Source organism: Myxococcus guangdongensis (assembly GCF_024198255.1).
GTDB classification, from domain to species: Bacteria; Myxococcota; Myxococcia; order Myxococcales; family Myxococcaceae; genus Myxococcus; species Myxococcus guangdongensis.
Window position 1 is genome coordinate 939,296 of record NZ_JAJVKW010000003.1, and the last position, 18,169, is coordinate 957,464.

The window sequence follows — 18,169 nt, forward strand, 5'->3', positions numbered from 1 at the left end:
CGTGGGGGCCTGCTCTTCGTGAGCGGCTCCCCTTCGCGGCTCGGTGTGGACGTCGTCACTTGCCCACGAAAAAGCCCGGGCGCCTTGGAGGGCGACCCGGGCTCGTGAGGAGCGGCTTGCTCCGGTGACAACTACAGCGCGGCGATGATGGCGTCGGTGAACTCGCGCGTGGTGGCCGTGCCGCCCAAATCACCGGTGCGGACCTTGGCGTCGGTGTAGACCTTGTGGATGGCGGTCTCCATGCGGCGGGCCTCGTCGCGCATGTCCAGGTAGTCCAGCATCATCACGGCGGACATCATCAGCGCCGTGGGGTTCGCGATGCCCTTGCCCGCGATGTCCGGGGCCGTGCCGTGCACCGCCTCGAAGACCGCCGTGCGCTCGCCGATGTTCGCGCCGGGCACCACGCCCAGGCCGCCCACCAGGCCCGCGCACAAATCGCTCACGATGTCGCCGTACAGGTTCTCCAGCACCAGCACGTCGAAGCGCGTCGGGTCCTTCACCAGCTGCATGCAGAGGTTGTCGATGATGACTTCCTCGTACTGGATCTCCGGGAACTCACGGCCCACCTTGCGGCAGCAGTCCAGGAACAGGCCGTCCGACAGCTTCATGATGTTGGCCTTGTGGACCGCCGTCACCTTCTTGCGGCCGTGCTTGCGCGCGTACTCGAACGCGAACTTCGCGATGCGCGTGGAGGCCTTCTCGGTGATGATCTTCAGCGCCTCGACGACGCCCGGGACGATGATGTGCTCGATGCCGGAGTAGAGGCTCTCCGTGTTCTCGCGCACCACCACCAGGTCCACGTTCTCGTAGCGCGTCTTCACGTTCGGCACGCTCTTGACGGGCCGCAGCGACGAGTACAGGTCCAGGCGCTTGCGCAGGCCGACGTTCGCGGAGGGAAGTCCGCCGCCCACCACCGTGCCCGTGGGGCCCTTGAGCGCGACGCCGCTGCGCAGCACCGCCTCCACCGACTCGTGGGGCAGGTTGGTGCCGTACTTGGCCACCACCTCCGTGCCCGCGTCCTTGTGCTCGAACTCGAGGGGAACCTTGAGCGCCTCGAGGACGCGAATGGTGGCCGCCATCACCTCGGGGCCGATGCCGTCGCCATTGAGGACCGTAACAGTGCGCGTGTTCGCCATGGGTGCGGATTCACAGCACAAATCCCCCGCTCCCGGAAGAACGAAAACTGCCAGCCGGACAGGCCGGGGCATGGGGGCCATGAGCACGCCGAACCCTTCGGGGCCACCCGGCCTGAGAGCGAGGGCGGCAGGCTCAGTGCTCGGACGCCGCGTCCGGGCGACGGGGGGCCTTGCGGGTCGGTCGGTGCCTGCGGCGGATGGCGTAGGGCCGGTAGAAGGACTCCCACAGCGCGGCGCGTCGTCCCCGGGGCCGGGTGCGCAGCTCGCCCAGGGGCGCCCGGATGAAGAACGAGGAGATGAACAGGTAGGAGGCGCCGATGGTGATGAGCGCCAGCACCGTCATGACCAGGAACCCGGGTATCCACGCCACATGGGCCCGGGCGACGAACTCGCCGAAGTCCTCGGGCGGCTTCGGGTGGCTGTAGACCTTGAAGAACCAGGTCATGAGCAGGACCAGCAGGATGGGGCCGTAGGTCCGGTTGAGCCGGGTGGAGATGGCCGACATCAGCGACAGCTGGATCTGCGGCCGGGACATCTCCACCGCCAGCTCGCGCAGGGCGTCCGGGTCCACCGGCTCGCGGCGCAGCATGGGGGCCCACCAGCCGTCCTCCAGCAGGCGCACCCGCCGGTTCCACAGGTCGTAGTAGCGGTAGCGGCGCGCCTCGACGAGCAGGAAGGACACCACCATCCAGATGCCGACGAGGAAGGTGACGTGGGAGCTCTGCGGCGTGGCGAAGCCGAGCGAGATGACGGCGGCCGTCGTGGTCAGCGCCCAGTTGGTGGTGGTGTCCAGGCGCGTGCGCCAGGTGTCGGAGCGGCTCAGCTCGCCCCGGAAGAGCTGCGCCATGGCCTGCTGCGACAGCCATGGCGACTCCAGGAGGTCGTTCTTGATGGGCTCGTTGAGGGGCATCCGTTCCTGGAAGGTGGGCTGACGCGCGAGCGGGTGCAACGGCTCGCCCGGACGCCAGGGGGCGATCTCCACGGCCCGCGTGGACGGCCCGTCGTGGAGCAGGCGGCCGAGCGGGTCGTCACGGCTCCTGGGGCAGGCATGCGGGCCGTCGCCCGGGTGGCCATGGCGGGCGGCCATGCACACCTTGGCTTCTCAACGTGGCCCGTCTCGACCCCATCGAAGCCTTGTCCGAGCTGCTCCAGGGAGAGCAGGAGCGTGTGACGCGCCTGTGGGCGAAGCGTCTGCGCGCGGAAGTGTACGAGGTGGAGATTCCGGGCCGTGACTTGCGCGCTCCCCTGCGGCGACTGGTGGGGGAGATGGCGCGGCTGCTCAAGGACCGGGGCGAGGACGCGGTGCGGCTGTGGCCGGAGGTGGCGCGCTCGCACGGCGCGGACCGGTACACGCAGAACTTCGAGTCCGAGGACCTCACCCGCGAGTTCAAGTCGCTGGAGGAGGTGCTGCTGCACGTCTACGCACGCCACCATGGCGGCCTGATTGAGCCCGAGGTCGCGGGGCTCATCGCGGAGCTGGTGTGGGAGGGGGACGCGGCGGCGCAGGCGTCGTACGCGCGCATCCTGAAGACGGAGGAGGTGCGCTTCAGGGAAGCGGCGGTGATGGAGTCGGTGCTCAACCACGTGGACGTGGGCATCCTCCTGGCGGAGGTGGACGGCACGGTGTCCTTCGCCACGCCTCCGGTGAGCCGGCTGATGGGGGTGCCGATGCGCGCGGTGGTGGGCGGGCGCGCGGTGAACACGCTGGCGCCGGTGCTGACCCAGGTGAACGCGCGGCACGCTTCGGGAGAGCCCTTCAAGGTCGCGGACATGCCCTTCGTGCGCGCGCTGAAGGAGCAGGGCCCGGTGCGCGGGGTGATGATGGTGGTGGAGCGCCCCGGCGGCGGCGAGGTGACGCTGGAGATGAGCGCCTCGCCCGTGTGGGAGGAGGAGGGGGAGCTCGCGGGCGCCATCCAGACCTTCACGGACCGCACGGAGTCCGCGAACAAGACCAAGGCGCTGGAGAGCGCATACGGGGAGCTGCGCCGGTTGCAGGGGCGGCTGTTGCAGCGCACCCGTCAGCAGGCGCTGGGGCAGCTGGCGGGTGGCGCGGCGCACGCACTCAACAACTTCCTGAACGTGCTGCGCCTGCGAATCACGCTGTTGCAGCGCGAGTACAAGCCCGAGCACCTGGACGCGCTCGACAAGACGGTGCAGCAGATTGGCGAGCTGGTGGCCAGGCTGCAGGAGTTCAACGTCCAGCGCACCGAGGAGCGGCCCGTCGACGTGAAGGTGGACCAGACGGTGCGCGAGTCGCTGGAGCTGGCGCGCGGTGAGCTGGAGCAGCGCGAGCACCCGGTGTACGTGGAGTTGGACCTGCACGACCCGGGGGCGGTGCGCGCGGACGCGGCCTTCTTCCGCGAGCTGGTGGTGAACCTGCTCTTGGCGGCGCGGGACCGGATGGAGGAGGGCGGGCACCTGAAGGTGACGACGCGCGAGGAGAGCCCCGCGTGGCTCTCGCTGCGCATCCAGGACCAGGGCCCGTCGTATGCGTCGGAGGAGCTGTCGCACCTGTTCGACCCGCTGCGCAGGGACCCGGGCGCGCCGCAGCTGTCCCTGTACCTGGCGGTGGCGCGCGCGCAGGTGCAGCGCTGGGGCGGCGAGCTGACGGCGGAGAACGTGTCCTCGGGGAGCGGGGCGACGTTCGTGGTGCGGTTGCCCCGGGTGCGCGTGCAGTCGCCGAGCGAGCCCACGCCGCCTCCGGAGAGCGTGACGCGGCCCCCGGTGTCGACGCCCCGGCGCTTCCAGCAGACGCGGCGCGTGCTGGTGGTGGACGATGACTTGGACAACGCGCGGATGATGGCCGAGGTCCTGGGCGAAGAGGGCTACGAGGTGCAGGTGGCCCATGACCCGACGGTGGCGTTGGGCATGTGGGACCGGCGCCGCTACGACGCGGCCCTCCTGGACGCGGTGATGCCGGAGATGAGCGGCTGGGAGCTGGCGCGAGAGCTGCGCGAGAAGTCACCCCAGGCGCTGCTCGCCATCGTCACGGGCATGGATGTGCGCGGACAGAACCGCGCGAATCTGGCTTTGGTGGACGCGGTGTTCCGCAAGCCCATCGACGTGGGCGCGCTGGATGACTTCCTCGCGCAGACGGACAATGGGGAGGATGAGGGCGCATCGTCGGACGAGGAGTCTCCCGCCAGTCCAGAGTCGGACTCCCAGCACTAGCGCCCCGACGTGACTGTTCCGCGGTGGAGCACCGACAGGGGCCGCCGTCGGCCCTCCACCGCGGCCATCACCTCGAGCCGTCATGCGCCAATCAAGGAGAGGCATGGTGCCCGCAGGCCCCTGGACCCACCATCCAACATCAGGGCATGTGAGTGTCTCCTGGCGGGTTGTTTGTCCATTCCTTCGGTGGGTGTTCCCTGCCGTCGCGGAGTGTTTGTCTGATGTTGGGTTCGCGGGCGTGGTGCGGGGTGGTTCGTGAATCAGGCCCGGGCGTCTAGAGTCGCGGGCGTGAGCTTCTTGCTGGAAGTGGAGCGCATCCGCCGCAAGGTGGAGGCGGGCGAGGTCCTGAGTGACGCGGAGCTGGAGGTGCTGCGCGCGCGGGTGAGGGACGAGGACGGGCCGACGCCGCGCCTGGCGGTGGCGCATGCCCTCATCAACGCGGGCGCGGAGCGCGAGGCCCTGCCGCTCTTGGAGTCCCTGCGCCGGGACTTCCCCCAGCACGTCCCGGTGCAACTGGGGCTCGCTCGGGCGCTGCTGGGGCTCGAGCGTCACGGTGACGCGGAGGCGCTGCTCCACCAGGTGCGCGCGCGGGAGCCTGACGACCCGGAGGTCCTCAAGGTGCTGGCCGTGCTGGCCCTGCGCCGAGGGGAGATGGACAAGGCCCAGGCCTACGTCCAAGACGCGCTGACGAGAGATCCGTTCGACGCGGAGGCGCGGCTGTTGAAGGAGGAACTGGAGGCCGCGGACCTGCCTCCACCCCCGGTGCCCCAGGAGCAGGTGCTCCGGCCGGAGTTCGCCGCCGCGCTGGCGGGAGCGCTCACCCGGGCGCGCGTGGCGTTTCGTCGGCAGGGCAAGGACCTGCTGGTGAAGCTGGCCTCGGGCGGAGTGGGGCGCGTGGACCTGGGCTCGCTGTACGCGGCCTATCAGGAGGCGCCGGGTACGCAGGGGCTGGCGGCCTATGTCGAGGCGCTGGCGACGCGGCTGGGTGGACTGGATTCGGGGCTCGGGGCCTCGGATGCGGCGTCACTGGAGGCGAGGCTTCGGCCCGTGCTGCGTCCGGCGGACTTCGCGGCGAAGGCGGTGGGGGCGCTGCACCGTGAAGGGCCCGCGGGGCTCCTGGTCTTCTACGTGCTGGAGGACGCGGACTTCGTGCGCTACCTGCCGGAGTCCGCGCTGAAGGACTCGGGCCTGACGGTGGAGGCCGTGGACGCGGCGGCGTGGAGGAACCTGGAGCCCGCACCCGTGAAGCCCGTCATCATCGACCGGGGTGAGGTGTTGCTGGCGGAGGGCTTCTCGGGACTGTGGGCGGTAGCCGGTGGGGATGGGCTCGACGGCGCGCGGATGCTCACGGCGGGGCAGCGACGGATGCTCACCGAGCAGACCGGAGAAGGCGCGCTGTACGTGTCCCTGGTGCGGCGCGAGATGACGCTCGTCGCGAAGGCTTCGGACGCCTCTGCCCGAGGCGTGCTCGCGGAGCTCTCACCGACCTCCGAGGGAATCGCGGGGCTGTTCCTGCTGACCGAGGATGGGCTCTTCGCTGCTCCTGGACTCGAGGAGGGGCGCTCATGAGTGCGCCCTCCCCGGAGTGGGTCTCCGCCCTGCGGACCATGCGGCGGCTGTTCGAGCATGAGCCCACGGACAGGAAGAGCCTCGAGCCCTGGGAGGACGAGGCCATCGCCTTGATGCGGCGACTGCGCTCCATCCAGGCGTCCTTCGACCTGGAGGAGATTGTCTGGCACTACCTCATCGACGCGGACATCCGGGTGAAGGACGCTGACTACCGTCAGGCTCAACGCGAGGTGTTCGAGAGCTGGCTGCTGGACGCCGAGCGCGCCCTGGAGGCTCACCCCGCCGAGCCCGAGGCCGGCAGTCGCTCCACGAACAACACCTCGCGATAGCCCACCGTGACGAGCAGCGCGCGCAGGGCCCGCTCGGCGGAGTCACGCGCCCGCTGCTGCAGCCGCGTGTCCGCGCGCACCTCCCGCTCGAACGCGAGCCGCGCCCTCTCCAGCAACTGCGCCGTCTGCTCGCTGTCCAGGTTGGAGTCGATGACCTCCGTCTCCCCGGGCCGCAGCGCCACGCGCACGTCGATGGGCGGCATCACCACGTACACCTTCGTCCCCGCCACGTGCAGGTTCGACGGACCGAAGCGCTGGAAGTCGAACCCCAGGTACGCATCCGCGAACACGATGGCGCGGCCATGCGGGTTCTGGATGGCGTGCCGCGCCCAGTTCATCACGTCCTTCCACAAGGCATCCGTCACCTGCGGCTCGGGCGTGAAGGTGACCTTCTTGTAGAGCGCCACCTCCAGCGTCTCCAGCCGCGCCACGTCGCGCATCTGGCTCACCACGGACGCGGTGTCCGGAGGCGCGGGGATGCGGGGCCTGAGCAGCCAGCCGGCCCCCAGGGCTCCGGCCGCGATGCCCAGCAGGACGGCGAGGATTCGCGTGAGGTGCGTCATGGCCCCCGAGTTTATCCCCTTCCGCACCGCCCGCGTCTGGGGCACCGTGGGCCCAGGTGGAGTCGGCACGCTGCTGGAAGGAGCACGTGTGGAGTTGTCGGTCCAGGAAGTGGAGGCGCTGGGCGCGCGGGGGTATTTCACGCGCCTGGCTTTCCTCGGGGATGAAGCAGCCCTCGCGGCGCGGGCAGAAGCGCTGGCGAGGGCGGAGTCTGGAGTCCTTCATGCCGCGGGCATCCGGAGAGGCGCGGACCGGACGCTCGACACCCGCGTGAGGGGAGACCTCATCGGCTGGGTGACGCCTGAGCCCGACACGGCGCTCGGCGCCCTCTGGCGACAGTTCGAACAGCTCGGTCAGGCGCTCTCGGCGGGCGCGTACCTGGGCCTGGGACGCTTCGACCTCCAGCTCGCCTGCTATCCCGGCGGCGGAGCGCACTACTCACGCCACTTCGACGCCTTCCCCGGCAAGTCCAATCGCAGGGCCACCGCCATCTGGTACGCCAACCCGGACTGGCGCGACGAGCACGGAGGCCTGCTCCGCCTGCACCCCGAGGGAGAATCTCCCGTGGACGTGCCGCCGAGGCTCGACACCCTGGTGGTCTTCCTGAGCGAGCGCATCGAGCACGAGGTGATGCCCACCCACGCCCACCGACTGGCGCTCACCGCCTGGTTCTACGGCCGCGACGCGGGCTGACTCACAACGGCGGCGCGAGCAGCACGACGGAGTAGCCCACCGCCGTGCGTGTGCCTGGGTTCTCGTACGAGTGCTTCTGGTCTCCCCGGAACACGACCACGTCCCCGGGCTTGAGCAGGAAGCGCTCGCCGCTGGCCACCAGCACCAGCTCGCCCGACTCACAGGCCAGGTACTCGCGGGTGCCCGGCGTGTGGGGCACGCCCGTGATTCGCACGCCCGAGGGCAGCTCCACCCGGTCGAACTCCATGCCCGGCAGCGGGTCCGGGAGCAGCTTGCGCAGCTGCCCCGCGCCCCGCACGCGCGTCGTCAGGCTGTCGCGCGGGTAGTGCCGAGCGCTGGCCCGAGGCTTCGCCACCAGCTCCTCCAGGGACACCTGGAGCGCGGAGGCCACGCGGTGCAGCACGGACAAGGTGGGGTTGGACGTCCCCGACTCCAGATTCGCCCACGTGGCCCGAGGCACTCCCGCGAGCTTCGACAGCTGGGCCTGCGTGGCGCCTCGCGTCTCGCGCAGCGTCCGGATGTTGCGCGCGAGCCGGCTCGGCAGGTCCTCTTCTTCCAGGGGCATGGGATGGCAATCTGCCAAAGGATTGGCGTGGACGCCATTTCATCAACGTCCCCCGGATATCCATCCCGGCAAGGAGGACATCCGAATGGATTTAATGGGAAAGGCAGTCCTGGTGACGGGCGCGAGCCAGGGGCTGGGCAAGGCCCTCATGGGCCACTTCGCGCGTCGGGGCGCGCGGGTGGTCGGAGTGGCCCGGCACGCGCAACCGTTGGAGGCCGTGGCGGAGGCCCTGCGCGCCGAGGGACTGGAGGCGCACGGGCTCGCCTACGACGTGGGCGACAAGGAGTCCATCTACCGGCTCGTCGGCGTGGCCGCGTCGCTGGTGGGCCCCGTGGACGTGCTGGTGCACAACGCGAGCACGCTGGGGCCCACGCCGCTGCCGCTGCTGCTCGACACCGCGTGCGAGGACCTGCAGCGCGTGCTCGAGGTCAACCTGGTGGGGCCCTTCCGGCTCTCCAAGGCGGTGGTGGGCAACATGGTGGTGCGCGGGGGCGGGCTGGTGGTGAACATCACCTCCGACGCGGCGGTGGCGTCCTATCCGCGCTGGGGCGCCTACAGCGTGTCCAAGAGCGCGCTGGAGCACCTGGGCCGCATCTGGGCCGCGGAGCTGGAGGGCACGGGGGTGCACTTCCTCAGCGTGGACCCCGGCGAGATGGACACGCGCATGCACGCCGACGCGATACCGGACGCCGACCGCTCCACGCTGGCCCGACCCGAGGACGTGGCCGCGCGCATCGTGGCGTGGGTGGAGCGCCCGCTTCCGCCCAGCGGCTCGCGCCTGGAGGCCTCGCGCCTGGAGGCCGCATGAAGCCCGCGCGTTGGCCTGGAGAACATCCGGAGGAAGGGCGGCTCTTGCACGTGGAGCCCCGCGCCCGCCGCTTCCAGGACGCCCACCTGAGGGAGTTGCCCTCGCTCCTGCGCGAGAAGGACCTGCTGGTGGTGAACGACGCGGCCACGTTCCCCGCCTCGCTGCAGGGGCGCACGGCGGCCGCGGAGCGCATCGAGCTGCGCCTGCTGTCGCACGAACCGGACGGGACGTGGCTCGCCGTGCTCTTCGGCGCGGGGGACTGGCGCAAGCGCACCGAGGACCGCCCCTCACCGCCCGTGCTCGAAGCGGGTGCTCGCCTCACCGTCGTCGGCCTGTCCGCGCGGGTGGTGGAGGTGCTGCCTCCCTCGCCGCGTCTGTTGCGCGTGGCCTTCGATGACGACGGCGCCGACCTCTGGTCCGCGCTCTACCAGGGCGGCCGCCCCGTGCAGTACGCGCACACCCTGGCGCCGCTGTCCCTGTGGCATGTGCAGACGGGCTATGGCGCCAGGCCCTGGGCCGTGGAGGCACCTTCGGCGGGACTGCCCCTCACCTGGAACCTGCTGCTCGCCCTGCGCCGTCGCGGTGTGAGGCTCGCGTCGCTCACCCACGCGGCGGGCCTGTCCTCGACGGGAGACGCGGTGTTGGACGCGGCGCTGCCCCGGCCCGAGCGCTCGGACATCCCCGCTGTCACGGTGGCCCAGGTGCAGGCCACACGCGCGGAGGGAGGACGTGTCGTCGCGGTGGGCACCACGGTGGTTCGCGCGCTGGAGGGCAGGGCGGCGATGAACGGCGGACGGCTGGTGGCGGGAGAGTCGGTGACGGACCTCCTCCTGGGGCCGGGCTTCGTGCCGCGCGTGGTGGACGGCCTGCTCACCGGCATGCACGAGCCGGGCACCAGCCACCACGCGCTGCTCCAGGCCTTCGCCCCGCTGTCCCTGCTCGGAGACGCGGCCGCGCACGCGGAGGCGAAGGGCTACCTGGGGCACGAGTTCGGGGACTCGTGCCTCCTCTTGGACACGTGAGGGCTGGGGCTCACTGGAGCTGCGAGGGCTCCAGCTCCACCTTCACCCAGCCGGGCTTGCGCAAGTCGAAGTTGCGGTAGGCGTCCAGCGCGCTGGCCATGGGCTCCACGTGCGAGAGGATGGCCGTGGGGTCCACCTCTCCGGTGCGCACCAGCTCCAGCAGCCGGGGGATGTACTTGCGGTGGTTGCAGTTGCCCATCTTGAGCGTGAGGTTCTTGTTCATCGCCGCGCCGATGGGGAACGTGCGCACCTGCTGCGGGTAGACGCCGATGATGGACAGCGTGCCCGCCTTGGCCAGGCCCGCCACCGCCCACTGGAGCACCTGCGCGGGCGCGTCGCCAGGCACCCAGTTGTCGCCGTCCGGGTTCGTCTTGGGCGCGGCCTCCTTCACCTCGCGCTTGAGCTCCGCCTTCTGGGCCTGGGCCTCCTTCGCGGCAGGCCCTGCGTGCGCGTGCACCGCGTCCACGCCCACCGCGTCGATGGCCCGGTCCACGCCGATGCCGTTCGTCAGGCGCAGCAGCGTCGCCACCGGCTCCTCTTCATCGAAGTGGATGACCTCCGCGCCCTGCGCGCGCGCCAGCTCCAGCCGGTCCTCGTGGCAGTCGATGGCGAAGATGCGGCCGGCGCCGAACAGCTTCGCGCTGACGATGGCGAACAACCCCACCGGGCCGCAGCCGAACACCGCCACGGTGTCCCCGGGTTTGATTTCCGCCAGCTCCGCGCCGAAGTAGCCCGTCGGGAAGATGTCCGAGACGAGGATGGCCTGCTCGTCGCTGACGCCGTCCGGAATCCTCACCAGCCCCGCGTTGGCGAAGGGCACGCGCACCTTCTCCGCCTGCATGCCGTGGAAGGGGCCCGTCGGCGCGGGGCCTCCGAAGAAGGCCGTGCCCGCGGCGGCGCCGTTGGGGTTCGCGTCGTTGCACTGCGAATGGTAGCCCGCGCGGCAGTACACGCAGTTGCCGCAGGCGATGGTGGACGGGATGACCACGCGATCACCCACGTTGAAGTTGCGCACGTCCTCGCCGAGCGCCTCGATGTAGCCCACGCCCTCGTGGCCCAGGATGGTGCCCGGCTTCATCCCCGGCATCGTCCCGCGAATCATGTGCAGGTCCGTGCCACAGATGGCGCTCGCCGACAGCTTGACGATGGCGTCCGTGGGCTTCTCCAACTGGGGCTCCTCCACGTCGTCGAGCCGGATGTCCCCAATCCCATGGAATACGATGGCCTTCATCGGACTGCTCCTCCCCTGCCAGGGGCCCGTGTCTGGAAAGACGAAAGGGCCCGCCCGCGGACGGCCCCACACGCCATTCAGCGTGGGCATCCGTCCGGGTGGGGGCAAAGCGCGGACAGCCTCCTCTTCCGGCCAGCGGCCGGGGGGCCGTGCGTCAGCGCCCCGCGGTGTGGTGCACGTGGAAGGTGAGCTTGCGGCCGAAGACGCGGCGGAAGGGCAGCACCTCGCGCTCCGCGTTCCACAGCTCCAGGTCCACCGGCTGGCGCGCGTGCAGATGAATCGCCACGCCGTCGCGCCCGTTGGTGGCGCGGAAGTCCTTGATGGGCTGGTGGTGGCTGTGGTCCAGCGCGTTGGCCACGCGCAGCAGGGTGGCGAGCTTGCGCACGGTGCGGGCCTCGGTGGGCGTCAGCCCCACCATGCCCGAGTGGGCCAGCTCCGGAGGGCTCCTGCGGTGGTAGCGCGCCACGCGGGCCACCAGCTCCCGCTCGCGGTCCGACAGGCCTGGGATGTCCGCGTGCCGGATGAGGTAGTACGTGTGCTTGTGGTGCCGCTCGTAGTTCACCGCGTGGCCGATGTCGTGGAGCAGCGCGGCCGTCTCCAGATACGGGCGCACCGACAGCGGCAGCTGGTGCAGGGCGGCCAAATCATCGAAGAGCCGCAGCGCCAGCCGCGTCACCTGCTTGGCGTGCTTCTCGTCGAAGAAGAAGCGCTGGCCCATGGCGGTGGCCGCGTCGGACAGGCTGTGGTCGTCGTCCGGCTGATGCGCCTCCTGGCGGTAGAGCAGGTCCACCAGGATGCCGTCGCGCAGGCCTCGGTTGACGACGCTGACGGACTCGATGCCCAGGTACTTCGCCACGCCCTCGAGGATGACGGCGCCGGAGACGATGATGTCCGCGCGCTTGGGGTCGAAGCGCTTCCTGCGCCGCTCCACCGGCATCTGCGCCAGCATCTCCACCGTCTGCGTGAGCTGGCGCACGGTGGCGTTGCCGCTGTTCTCCGCCGCAGCGAAGGACACCACCGCGTTGATGGTGCCCGACGAGCCGAGCGCCACCCGGGGCAGGTGCGGCAGCTTGGGCGGCAGCGTCTTGCCCAGCACCTCCGACACGAAGCCGCGCATCAGGCGCAGCTGCTTCGTCGTCACCGAGCGCGACGCGTCGAACACCTCCGTGAGCCGCACCGAGCCGAGCCCCAGGCTCCACAGGTTGTCGGGCCGCTCGCCCACGGCGGTGGCCACCTCGGTGCTGCCCCCGCCGATGTCGATGAGCAGCGAGCGCGTGCCTGGGGGCTTGCGGTGCAGCACGCCCAGGCAGATGAGGCGCGCCTCCTCCTTGCCGCTGACGACCTCCAGGTTGAGGCCCGACTCCTCGCGCACGCGGCGGACGATGTCCGGGGCGTTGCGCGCCTCGCGCAGGGCGCTGGTGGCCACCGCGCGGACCTGCGCCTTGTGGCGACGGCACAGGGCCGAGTACCGGCGCAGCGTGGAGAGCAGCCGCTGGGCGGTGGCCTCGGGCATGGTGCCCGTGGCGAAGACGCCCTCACCGGGGCGGATGGGGTCGCGTTCCTGGTGCAGCGTCTCGAGCGCCCCGTCGGCATCCGGCCGGGCGAGCTCCAAGCGGACGGCGTTCGTCCCCACGTCGATGGCGGCGAGTACGGGCTGGAGGGGGTGGCGTCTTGGCATGGTCGGGCTGAGGGCAGTGTAGAGCCCCCGGACGCCTCGCGCAGCACGTCATCGACGGGAGCGGCCACTCGGCGGAGCGCTCCCCTCTGGCAGTGTGACGTCCAGGTGACGCGGGGTCCTCAGCGCTTGCGGCGCCGGCCGATGAAGCTGGCGAAGCGCTCCGCGAAGCGCGCCACCGCCAGGCCCACGACATCCAACAGCCACCGCTGCAACCCCGAGCGGCCGCATTGGTCGAGCAGCACGCTCCGCGAGAGCGCCAGGTGCTTCTCCAGCCACAGCGCCGCCTGCGCCGCCACGCCGGGCTCCTCGGCCTCCACCAGCGTCTCCAGGTTCACCAGCGAGAGCGGGTCCAGGTTGAAGCTGCCCACGAGCAGCGTCCGGCCATCCACCACCGCCGCCTTGGCGTGCAGCGTGGACGCGGTCCACTCGTGGATGCTCACGCCCGCGCGCAGGAAGGTGCCGTACAGCCGCATGGTGGCGGCCCTGGCGAAGAGGACGTCGCTGCGGCCCGCGAGCAGCAGCGACACCCGCACGCCCCGGCGCGCCGCCCGCGTCAGCGCCCGCACGAAGGCCGCGTCGGGCAGGAAGTACGCGTGGGCGAGCAGCACCTCGTGCTTGGCGCCGTCGATGGCGGAGAGGTAGCGCTTGCGCAGCCGGTGGCCTCCCGCGAAGCCGGACAGGAACAGGCGCACCGCGCCGGACGTCAGCGCCGCCGCGCCCGCGGTGAGCTTCTCGCCCAGCTGCCGGCAGATGTCGCCTCGCAGCTCCACGGCCAGGTCCGCCCAACCGGGCACGTCACCCCGGGCCGCGTACGCATCCCCGATGTTGATGCCACCCAGGAACGCCACCGTGTCGTCGACGAGCAGAATCTTGCGGTGGTTGCGCCACGAGCGCCCCAGGCACAGCGACGTGAGCGGGTTGTACACCCGCACCTTCGCGCCCGCGGCCCGCAGCGTCTCGGTGAGATACGCGCTGTTGCCGATGCTGCCCCAGCCGTCCACCACCACCTTCACCGACACGCCCCGCTTCGCCGCGGCGACGAGCGCGTCCACGAAGAGCGCGCCCACGCCCTCGCGCTCGAAGGTGTAGACCTCCAGGTGGATGCGGTGCCGGGCGAAGGAGATGGCCTCCAGCATCCGGGGGTACGCCTCGGTGCCGCCGTCCAGCAGCGTGCACCGCTCATCCTCCCGCTCCGGGACGAGCGCTCCGGGGACGAGGGCGGGCACGGGCGACGGGAGGACGGCGGCTTCGGGACGCATCACCGGCCCACCCTACAACTCTCCCGGACGAAGGGGGACGGGCCCCGGGTGGAGGCGGGCGGGGGGACTTCACCCGTCGTGCTTGCGTGCGCCCTTGCCCTTGCCCTTGTGACGGCACTCATCGCCATCCCAGTACTGGCTCGGGTGGCATTGCTTGCTGTTGTGTTTGGACTTCTTCGACTTGGACGGACGGTGCCACACCACGTGAGACATCGACGGTGCGCGTCCACTTCTGTACCCTTCGCCCGTGCCTGCCGCGGAAAGAAGCGTGCGTCATCGCAAGATTGGCGCGTATCGAGTGCTCGGAGAGCTGGGCCGAGGTGGGATGGCCGTCGTGTATCGCGGCCTCCACGAGATGATTCAGCGCGAGGTGGCCATCAAGGAATTGCTGCCCGAGGGCAAGCGAGACCGCGAGACCTTGTCGCGCTTCCGGCGGGAGTCGCTCGCGCTGGCCGCCTTCCGTCACCAGAACATCGTCACGCTCTACGACCTCGTGGAGAAGAACGACAGCATGTTCATGGTGATGGAGCTGGTGGACGGCCCCACCCTGCACACGCTCATCAAGGAAGGGCCGCTGCCCCCGGACGTCACGGGTGTCATCGCCGCGCGCATCGCCAGCGCGCTGGACCACGCGCACTTCCGGCACATCATCCACCGTGACCTGAAGCCCGCCAACGTCATGCTCACCAAGTCCGGTGACGTGAAGCTGATGGACTTCGGCATCGCCAAGGACGTGGGCCTGGAGGCCCTCACCCAGGCGGGCATGGCCGTGGGCACGCCGTCGTACATGTCCCCGGAGCAGGTGACGGGCGCGCCCCTGGATGGCCGCACCGACATCTTCTCGCTGGGCGTGCTGCTCTACGAAGCCCTCTCCGGCGCCCGGCCCTTCCACGGCAAGACGGCGGGAGAGGTCTTCGCGAAGATTCGCGACGGCAAGTACACGCCACTCAACAAGGTGGCCCCCAACGTGCCCACGCCCCTGGTGCGCATCATCCAGCGCGCCATGGAGGTGAAGCCCGAGGACCGCTTCCCGGACGCCGCCGCCATGCGCCGCGAGCTGGACGTGTTCCTCGCCGAGGAGGTCCAGGTGTCGCACGCGGGGCTGCTCGTCGCCTTCCTGCGCCACCGCCAGAAGCTCACCGAGACGGAGGCCCAGCAGCTCTTGCGGCCCCAGGAGCTGGACGCGGCGGCGGAGGTCTTCGATACCTCGCGCTCACGCTCCGGTGGCAAGCTCAAGTGGGCGCTGGCGGCGCTGGTGCTGGCGTCCGCCGCGGGCACCGGGCTCTACTTCACCCAGGCGCAGTGGGCGCCGCTCGTTCAGCAGCTCACGCGCTGACGAGGACAGGAGGCAGTCATGGGACGCATCGTTACCTTCGTGCTGGGCTTTGGAGTCCTCGCCGCCGCCGCGTGGTACGTCATGCAGCGGCCGGCCAGGACGGACCCCGAGGCCGCCGCCGCGCGGCGCCTGGAGAACGTGCACAAGGCGGCTGATCGCCTGGAGACGGACCTCAACAAGAAGGCCGACGCCATCTTCGACAAGGTGGAGTAGGCCCAGGCGTCCGGAGGGACGGCGCTCCTGGCGTCCGTCCACCCCGCACGGGGCGCTTACGCCTGCTTCTTCTCGTGCGTGACGGTGACGATGGTTCCGATGCCACCGCGCACGAACCAGTCACCCACCACCGTCAGCTTGCGCGGCTGGATGGCCTTGATGATGTCCTCGGCGATGGTGTTGGTGACCTTCTCGTGGAAGGCGCCCTCGTTGCGGTACGCCCACATGTAGAGCTTGAGGCTCTTGAGCTCGATGCAGCTCTGGTCCGGGACGTACGTAATCTTGAACCGGGCGAAGTCCGGCTGCCCCGTGAGCGGGCAGAGGCAGGTGAACTCCGGGACGTCGAACGCGATTTCGTAGTCGCGCTCGGGCGCCGGGTTGGGGAAGGTCTGTAGGTCCTTGGTCGGCTGCGAAGGCATGGCGCTGTCGTCTAGCACACCATCGCTACGTGTCATCCACGACGTGGCGTGGAGCCTTTCGGGAGGCCCGCCAGGGGTTCTGTCGAGCCCTCAACGCGGCACCCGTCCACCAGCAGGGAAAGCGGGGGGGCCCTCGGTTGCGCCTTCGCCGCGGGGTTCATAATCCCGGGAAGGCCCCCGCCACCTTCCCGAGCACATGACGCTTCCCCCCGACGTCGAAGAAGCCTTCTCGTGTCTCCCCCAGGCCCTGGTGCGCGTCGGTCCCGACCTGTGCGTCCAGTGGTGTGAGGCGAGCTTCGCCCGCAAGACGGGCATGGCGCTGCGTCCGGGCCACAGCCTCCTGTCCGCGCTGGAGCAGGGCCGGAGCCTGGAGGCGATAGAGCTGGCGGTCCGCGAGGGCCGCGCCCACACCGGCCACGTCATCACCCGCGAGCTGCATCAGGTGCGCGTGCAGGTGAAGCCGGGGCGCGAGGAGGAGGTGCCCGGCGCCTGGCTGGTGGTGGAGCCCTCCGGCGTGGATGACGACGGGGCCTTCTCGCTGGCGGTGCGCGAGATTGCCCGCGCCGTGGGCGAGTCGCTGGAGGTGGACAGCGTCTGCGCGGCGGCGGTGGTGGCGCTGGTGCGGTGCGCCCAGGTGCGCCGCGCGGAGGTGTACCTCTGCGAGGAGGACGGCACGGAGCTGCGCCGCTCGGCGGTGTCGGACCTGGCCGGGTCCGAGACCCATGAAGACTTGTTCGATCCGACGGAGGACCCGTTCCACCAGGCGCTGGCCCTGAGGCAGGCGCAGCTGGGCATCCAGCGCGGGTATGGGGACTCGCTGGGCTCCATCTTCGCGGCGGTGCCGCTGTGCGCGCCCCGGCGCACGGTGGGGTTGCTGCTGCTCTACAAGGAGCAGGGCACGTCCTTCTCCGCGCGGGAGCTGGAGCTGTGGACGGCGGCGGCCAACCAGCTCGCTGTGGCGGTGGAGAACGCGCGGCTCCTGAGGGAGGCGAAGGCGGCGCTCCAGGTGCGCGAGGAGTTCATGTCCATCGCGAGCCACGAGCTGAAGACGCCGCTCACGCCGCTGAAGCTGGGCCTGTACACGATGGAGCGCCGGCTCACGCTGGGGCAGCCGCTGGAGCTGTCCACGGTGCTGAAGTCCAAGCGCCAGGTCGAGCGGCTGGTGGGGCTGGTGGACGACCTCCTGGACGCGTCGAGGCTGGACGCGGGGCGGCTGGCCCTGGACCTGGCCCCGCTGGAGCTGGGGCAGCTGGTGGCGGAGGTGGTGGACCACTTCCGCGCGGCCTTCGAGCGGCCCTTCTCGGTGGAGGTGCCTCGCGAGCGGGTGTGGGTGCGCGGCGACAGGGACAGGCTGGAGCAGGTGTTGGTGAACCTGCTGGAGAACGCGCACAAGTACAGCCCGCCCGGGGAGCCGATTGTGGTGCGGGTGGAGAAGCTGGCGAGCGAGTCGCGCATCCACGTGCAGGACCACGGCATCGGGATTCCGGGCGCGGACCAGTCGCAGGTGTTCCAGCGCTTCTACCGGGCGCGCAACGTGTCGCACCGCAACTTCGGGGGCCTGGGGCTGGGGTTGTTCATCAGCCACTCCATCGCGAGGCTGCACGGGGGCGCGCTGACGCTGGCGAGCGCCGAGGGCCATGGGAGCACCTTCACCGTGAGCCTGCCGCGCATGCCGGCGCACGAGGTGAAGCGGCTGCCCCGGCGGGTGCTGCTCTTGGACGAGGACTCGGCCCAGGAGGCGATGGCCGAGCGCGTGCTGTGCGCGGAGGGCTTCGAGGTGCTCACGGCGAGGGACGGGGCGGAGGCGCTCCGGCGGGCCACGCACCTGCCGGTGGACCTCATCGTGCTGTCCACGTCCGCGACGCATGGACAGGCGGGGGTGTTCCTGGAGACGTTCGCCACGCTGCCGCGCGCGCGCCCGGTGCCGATCCTGCTGGCCGGGGACGCACGGCCCTGGTGGGCCCAGGAGGAGACGTCGCTGTGCACGCGTCCGTACGTCGCCGATGAGCTGGTGGCGCGCGTGCGCAACGTGCTGACGCAGGAGCGGCGCAGGACGGCGACGGCGACGAACGTCGTCGAAGAGGTGGCCCAGGTGGGGCTGCTGCCCCGGGCCTGAGCCTCCGTGGGGGGGCCGTGGGTCGCGCCGTTTGCGCGCGTGCGTTGGAGCCCTCCCTCGCGC

Annotated in this window: 18 protein-coding genes; 9 read left to right on the forward strand and 9 right to left on the reverse strand. The window is 70.8% G+C overall.

The genetic code is table 11. The features are described 5' to 3' along the window. Window positions 1-131: 131 nt before the first annotated feature. Together LXT21_RS13245 and LXT21_RS13250 are read right to left on the reverse strand one after the other, a co-directional pair. Complete coding sequence (locus tag LXT21_RS13245; RefSeq protein ID WP_254038479.1) at window positions 132-1,136, reverse strand: isocitrate dehydrogenase (NAD(+)); 1,005 nt, start codon at window positions 1,134-1,136, stop codon at window positions 132-134. Window positions 1,137-1,269: 133 nt separating this feature from the next. Continuing rightward, window positions 1,270-2,046, reverse strand: coding sequence for a DUF2270 domain-containing protein (locus LXT21_RS13250; protein WP_254038547.1), 777 nt, complete (start codon window positions 2,044-2,046; stop codon window positions 1,270-1,272). 197 nt (window positions 2,047-2,243) lie between these two features. Between LXT21_RS13250 and LXT21_RS13255 the strand changes: the two genes are divergently transcribed. From LXT21_RS13255 to LXT21_RS13265, 3 genes are all read left to right on the forward strand, one after another. Then, the gene (locus tag LXT21_RS13255; protein ID WP_254038480.1) at window positions 2,244-4,307 is read left to right on the forward strand and encodes a response regulator; all 2,064 of its coding nucleotides are present in this window, start codon (window positions 2,244-2,246) and stop codon (window positions 4,305-4,307) included. A 288-nt stretch (window positions 4,308-4,595) separates the two neighbouring features. Further along, the gene (locus tag LXT21_RS13260; RefSeq protein ID WP_254038481.1) at window positions 4,596-5,876 is read left to right on the forward strand and encodes a tetratricopeptide repeat protein; all 1,281 of its coding nucleotides are present in this window, start codon (window positions 4,596-4,598) and stop codon (window positions 5,874-5,876) included. Beyond that, window positions 5,873-6,205, forward strand: coding sequence for a hypothetical protein (locus LXT21_RS13265; protein WP_254038482.1), 333 nt, complete (start codon window positions 5,873-5,875; stop codon window positions 6,203-6,205). The genes LXT21_RS13260 and LXT21_RS13265 overlap by 4 nt, the downstream gene beginning before the upstream one ends. Here the strand turns inward: LXT21_RS13265 and LXT21_RS13270 are convergent. Beyond that, a complete protein-coding gene (locus LXT21_RS13270; protein ID WP_254038483.1) occupies window positions 6,151-6,768 on the reverse strand; it encodes a DUF4230 domain-containing protein in 618 nt (205 codons plus the stop codon). The two genes, LXT21_RS13265 and LXT21_RS13270, sit on opposite strands and share 55 nt — an antisense overlap. Between LXT21_RS13270 and LXT21_RS13275 the strand changes: the two genes are divergently transcribed. Further along, the gene (locus tag LXT21_RS13275) at window positions 6,767-7,459 is read left to right on the forward strand and encodes a 2OG-Fe(II) oxygenase (protein WP_254038484.1); all 693 of its coding nucleotides are present in this window, start codon (window positions 6,767-6,769) and stop codon (window positions 7,457-7,459) included. The two genes, LXT21_RS13270 and LXT21_RS13275, sit on opposite strands and share 2 nt — an antisense overlap. A 1-nt stretch (window position 7,460) precedes the next feature. On the opposite strand, the gene LXT21_RS13280 is transcribed toward LXT21_RS13275, so the two are convergent. Next, window positions 7,461-8,018 carry a helix-turn-helix domain-containing protein gene (locus LXT21_RS13280; RefSeq protein WP_046718499.1) on the reverse strand — a complete coding sequence of 186 codons (558 nt, stop codon included), beginning with the start codon at window positions 8,016-8,018 and terminating at the stop codon, window positions 7,461-7,463. 100 nt (window positions 8,019-8,118) lie between these two features. Between LXT21_RS13280 and LXT21_RS13285 the strand changes: the two genes are divergently transcribed. Further along, window positions 8,119-8,832, forward strand: coding sequence for an SDR family NAD(P)-dependent oxidoreductase (locus tag LXT21_RS13285; RefSeq protein ID WP_323394391.1), 714 nt, complete (start codon window positions 8,119-8,121; stop codon window positions 8,830-8,832). After that, the gene (locus tag LXT21_RS13290; protein ID WP_254038486.1) at window positions 8,829-9,854 is read left to right on the forward strand and encodes an S-adenosylmethionine:tRNA ribosyltransferase-isomerase; all 1,026 of its coding nucleotides are present in this window, start codon (window positions 8,829-8,831) and stop codon (window positions 9,852-9,854) included. The genes LXT21_RS13285 and LXT21_RS13290 overlap by 4 nt, the downstream gene beginning before the upstream one ends. Before the next feature lie 10 nt (window positions 9,855-9,864). On the opposite strand, the gene LXT21_RS13295 is transcribed toward LXT21_RS13290, so the two are convergent. The 4 genes from LXT21_RS13295 to LXT21_RS13310 form a co-directional block, all read right to left on the reverse strand. Further along, complete coding sequence (locus LXT21_RS13295; RefSeq protein ID WP_254038487.1) at window positions 9,865-11,085, reverse strand: zinc-dependent alcohol dehydrogenase; 1,221 nt, start codon at window positions 11,083-11,085, stop codon at window positions 9,865-9,867. A gap of 154 nt (window positions 11,086-11,239) precedes the next feature. After that, a complete protein-coding gene (locus tag LXT21_RS13300) occupies window positions 11,240-12,763 on the reverse strand; it encodes a Ppx/GppA phosphatase family protein (RefSeq protein WP_254038488.1) in 1,524 nt (507 codons plus the stop codon). A 119-nt stretch (window positions 12,764-12,882) separates the two neighbouring features. Further along, window positions 12,883-14,022, reverse strand: coding sequence for a phospholipase D-like domain-containing protein (locus LXT21_RS13305; protein ID WP_254038489.1), 1,140 nt, complete (start codon window positions 14,020-14,022; stop codon window positions 12,883-12,885). A 69-nt stretch (window positions 14,023-14,091) separates the two neighbouring features. Continuing rightward, window positions 14,092-14,235: a hypothetical protein gene (locus LXT21_RS13310; protein ID WP_254038490.1), complete on the reverse strand. Its 144-nt coding sequence runs from the start codon at window positions 14,233-14,235 to the stop codon at window positions 14,092-14,094. 112 nt (window positions 14,236-14,347) lie between these two features. Between LXT21_RS13310 and LXT21_RS13315 the strand changes: the two genes are divergently transcribed. Both LXT21_RS13315 and LXT21_RS13320 read left to right on the forward strand, forming a co-directional pair. After that, window positions 14,348-15,358, forward strand: coding sequence for a serine/threonine-protein kinase (locus tag LXT21_RS13315; protein ID WP_254038548.1), 1,011 nt, complete (start codon window positions 14,348-14,350; stop codon window positions 15,356-15,358). Between the two features lie 18 nt (window positions 15,359-15,376). Then, the gene (locus LXT21_RS13320) at window positions 15,377-15,571 is read left to right on the forward strand and encodes a hypothetical protein (protein WP_254038491.1); all 195 of its coding nucleotides are present in this window, start codon (window positions 15,377-15,379) and stop codon (window positions 15,569-15,571) included. Window positions 15,572-15,627: 56 nt separating this feature from the next. Here the strand turns inward: LXT21_RS13320 and queF are convergent, their stop codons facing one another. Then, a complete protein-coding gene (queF, locus tag LXT21_RS13325) occupies window positions 15,628-15,990 on the reverse strand; it encodes a preQ(1) synthase (protein WP_254038492.1) in 363 nt (120 codons plus the stop codon). Window positions 15,991-16,186: 196 nt separating this feature from the next. Between queF and LXT21_RS13330 the strand changes: the two genes are divergently transcribed. Beyond that, window positions 16,187-18,106 (forward strand): ATP-binding response regulator, encoded by a 1,920-nt coding sequence (locus LXT21_RS13330; protein ID WP_254038493.1) that lies wholly within the window; start codon window positions 16,187-16,189, stop codon window positions 18,104-18,106. Window positions 18,107-18,169 lie beyond the last annotated feature (63 nt).

Coding starts and splice junctions, on each gene's coding strand:
- LXT21_RS13275 (WP_254038484.1), top strand. CDS start 6,767: ATGGCCCCCGAGTTTATCCCCTTCCGCACCGCCCGCGTCTGGGGCACC.
- LXT21_RS13295 (WP_254038487.1), bottom strand. CDS start 11,085: ATGAAGGCCATCGTATTCCATGGGATTGGGGACATCCGGCTCGACGAC.
- LXT21_RS13330 (WP_254038493.1), top strand. CDS start 16,187: ATGACGCTTCCCCCCGACGTCGAAGAAGCCTTCTCGTGTCTCCCCCAG.
- queF (WP_254038492.1), bottom strand. CDS start 15,990: ATGCCTTCGCAGCCGACCAAGGACCTACAGACCTTCCCCAACCCGGCG.
- LXT21_RS13300 (WP_254038488.1), bottom strand. CDS start 12,763: ATGCCAAGACGCCACCCCCTCCAGCCCGTACTCGCCGCCATCGACGTG.
- LXT21_RS13320 (WP_254038491.1), top strand. CDS start 15,377: ATGGGACGCATCGTTACCTTCGTGCTGGGCTTTGGAGTCCTCGCCGCC.
- LXT21_RS13245 (WP_254038479.1), bottom strand. CDS start 1,136: ATGGCGAACACGCGCACTGTTACGGTCCTCAATGGCGACGGCATCGGC.
- LXT21_RS13315 (WP_254038548.1), top strand. CDS start 14,348: ATGGCCGTCGTGTATCGCGGCCTCCACGAGATGATTCAGCGCGAGGTG.
- LXT21_RS13290 (WP_254038486.1), top strand. CDS start 8,829: ATGAAGCCCGCGCGTTGGCCTGGAGAACATCCGGAGGAAGGGCGGCTC.
- LXT21_RS13305 (WP_254038489.1), bottom strand. CDS start 14,022: ATGCGTCCCGAAGCCGCCGTCCTCCCGTCGCCCGTGCCCGCCCTCGTC.
- LXT21_RS13310 (WP_254038490.1), bottom strand. CDS start 14,235: ATGTCTCACGTGGTGTGGCACCGTCCGTCCAAGTCGAAGAAGTCCAAA.
- LXT21_RS13285 (WP_323394391.1), top strand. CDS start 8,119: ATGGGAAAGGCAGTCCTGGTGACGGGCGCGAGCCAGGGGCTGGGCAAG.
- LXT21_RS13270 (WP_254038483.1), bottom strand. CDS start 6,768: ATGACGCACCTCACGCGAATCCTCGCCGTCCTGCTGGGCATCGCGGCC.
- LXT21_RS13265 (WP_254038482.1), top strand. CDS start 5,873: ATGAGTGCGCCCTCCCCGGAGTGGGTCTCCGCCCTGCGGACCATGCGG.
- LXT21_RS13250 (WP_254038547.1), bottom strand. CDS start 2,046: ATGCCCCTCAACGAGCCCATCAAGAACGACCTCCTGGAGTCGCCATGG.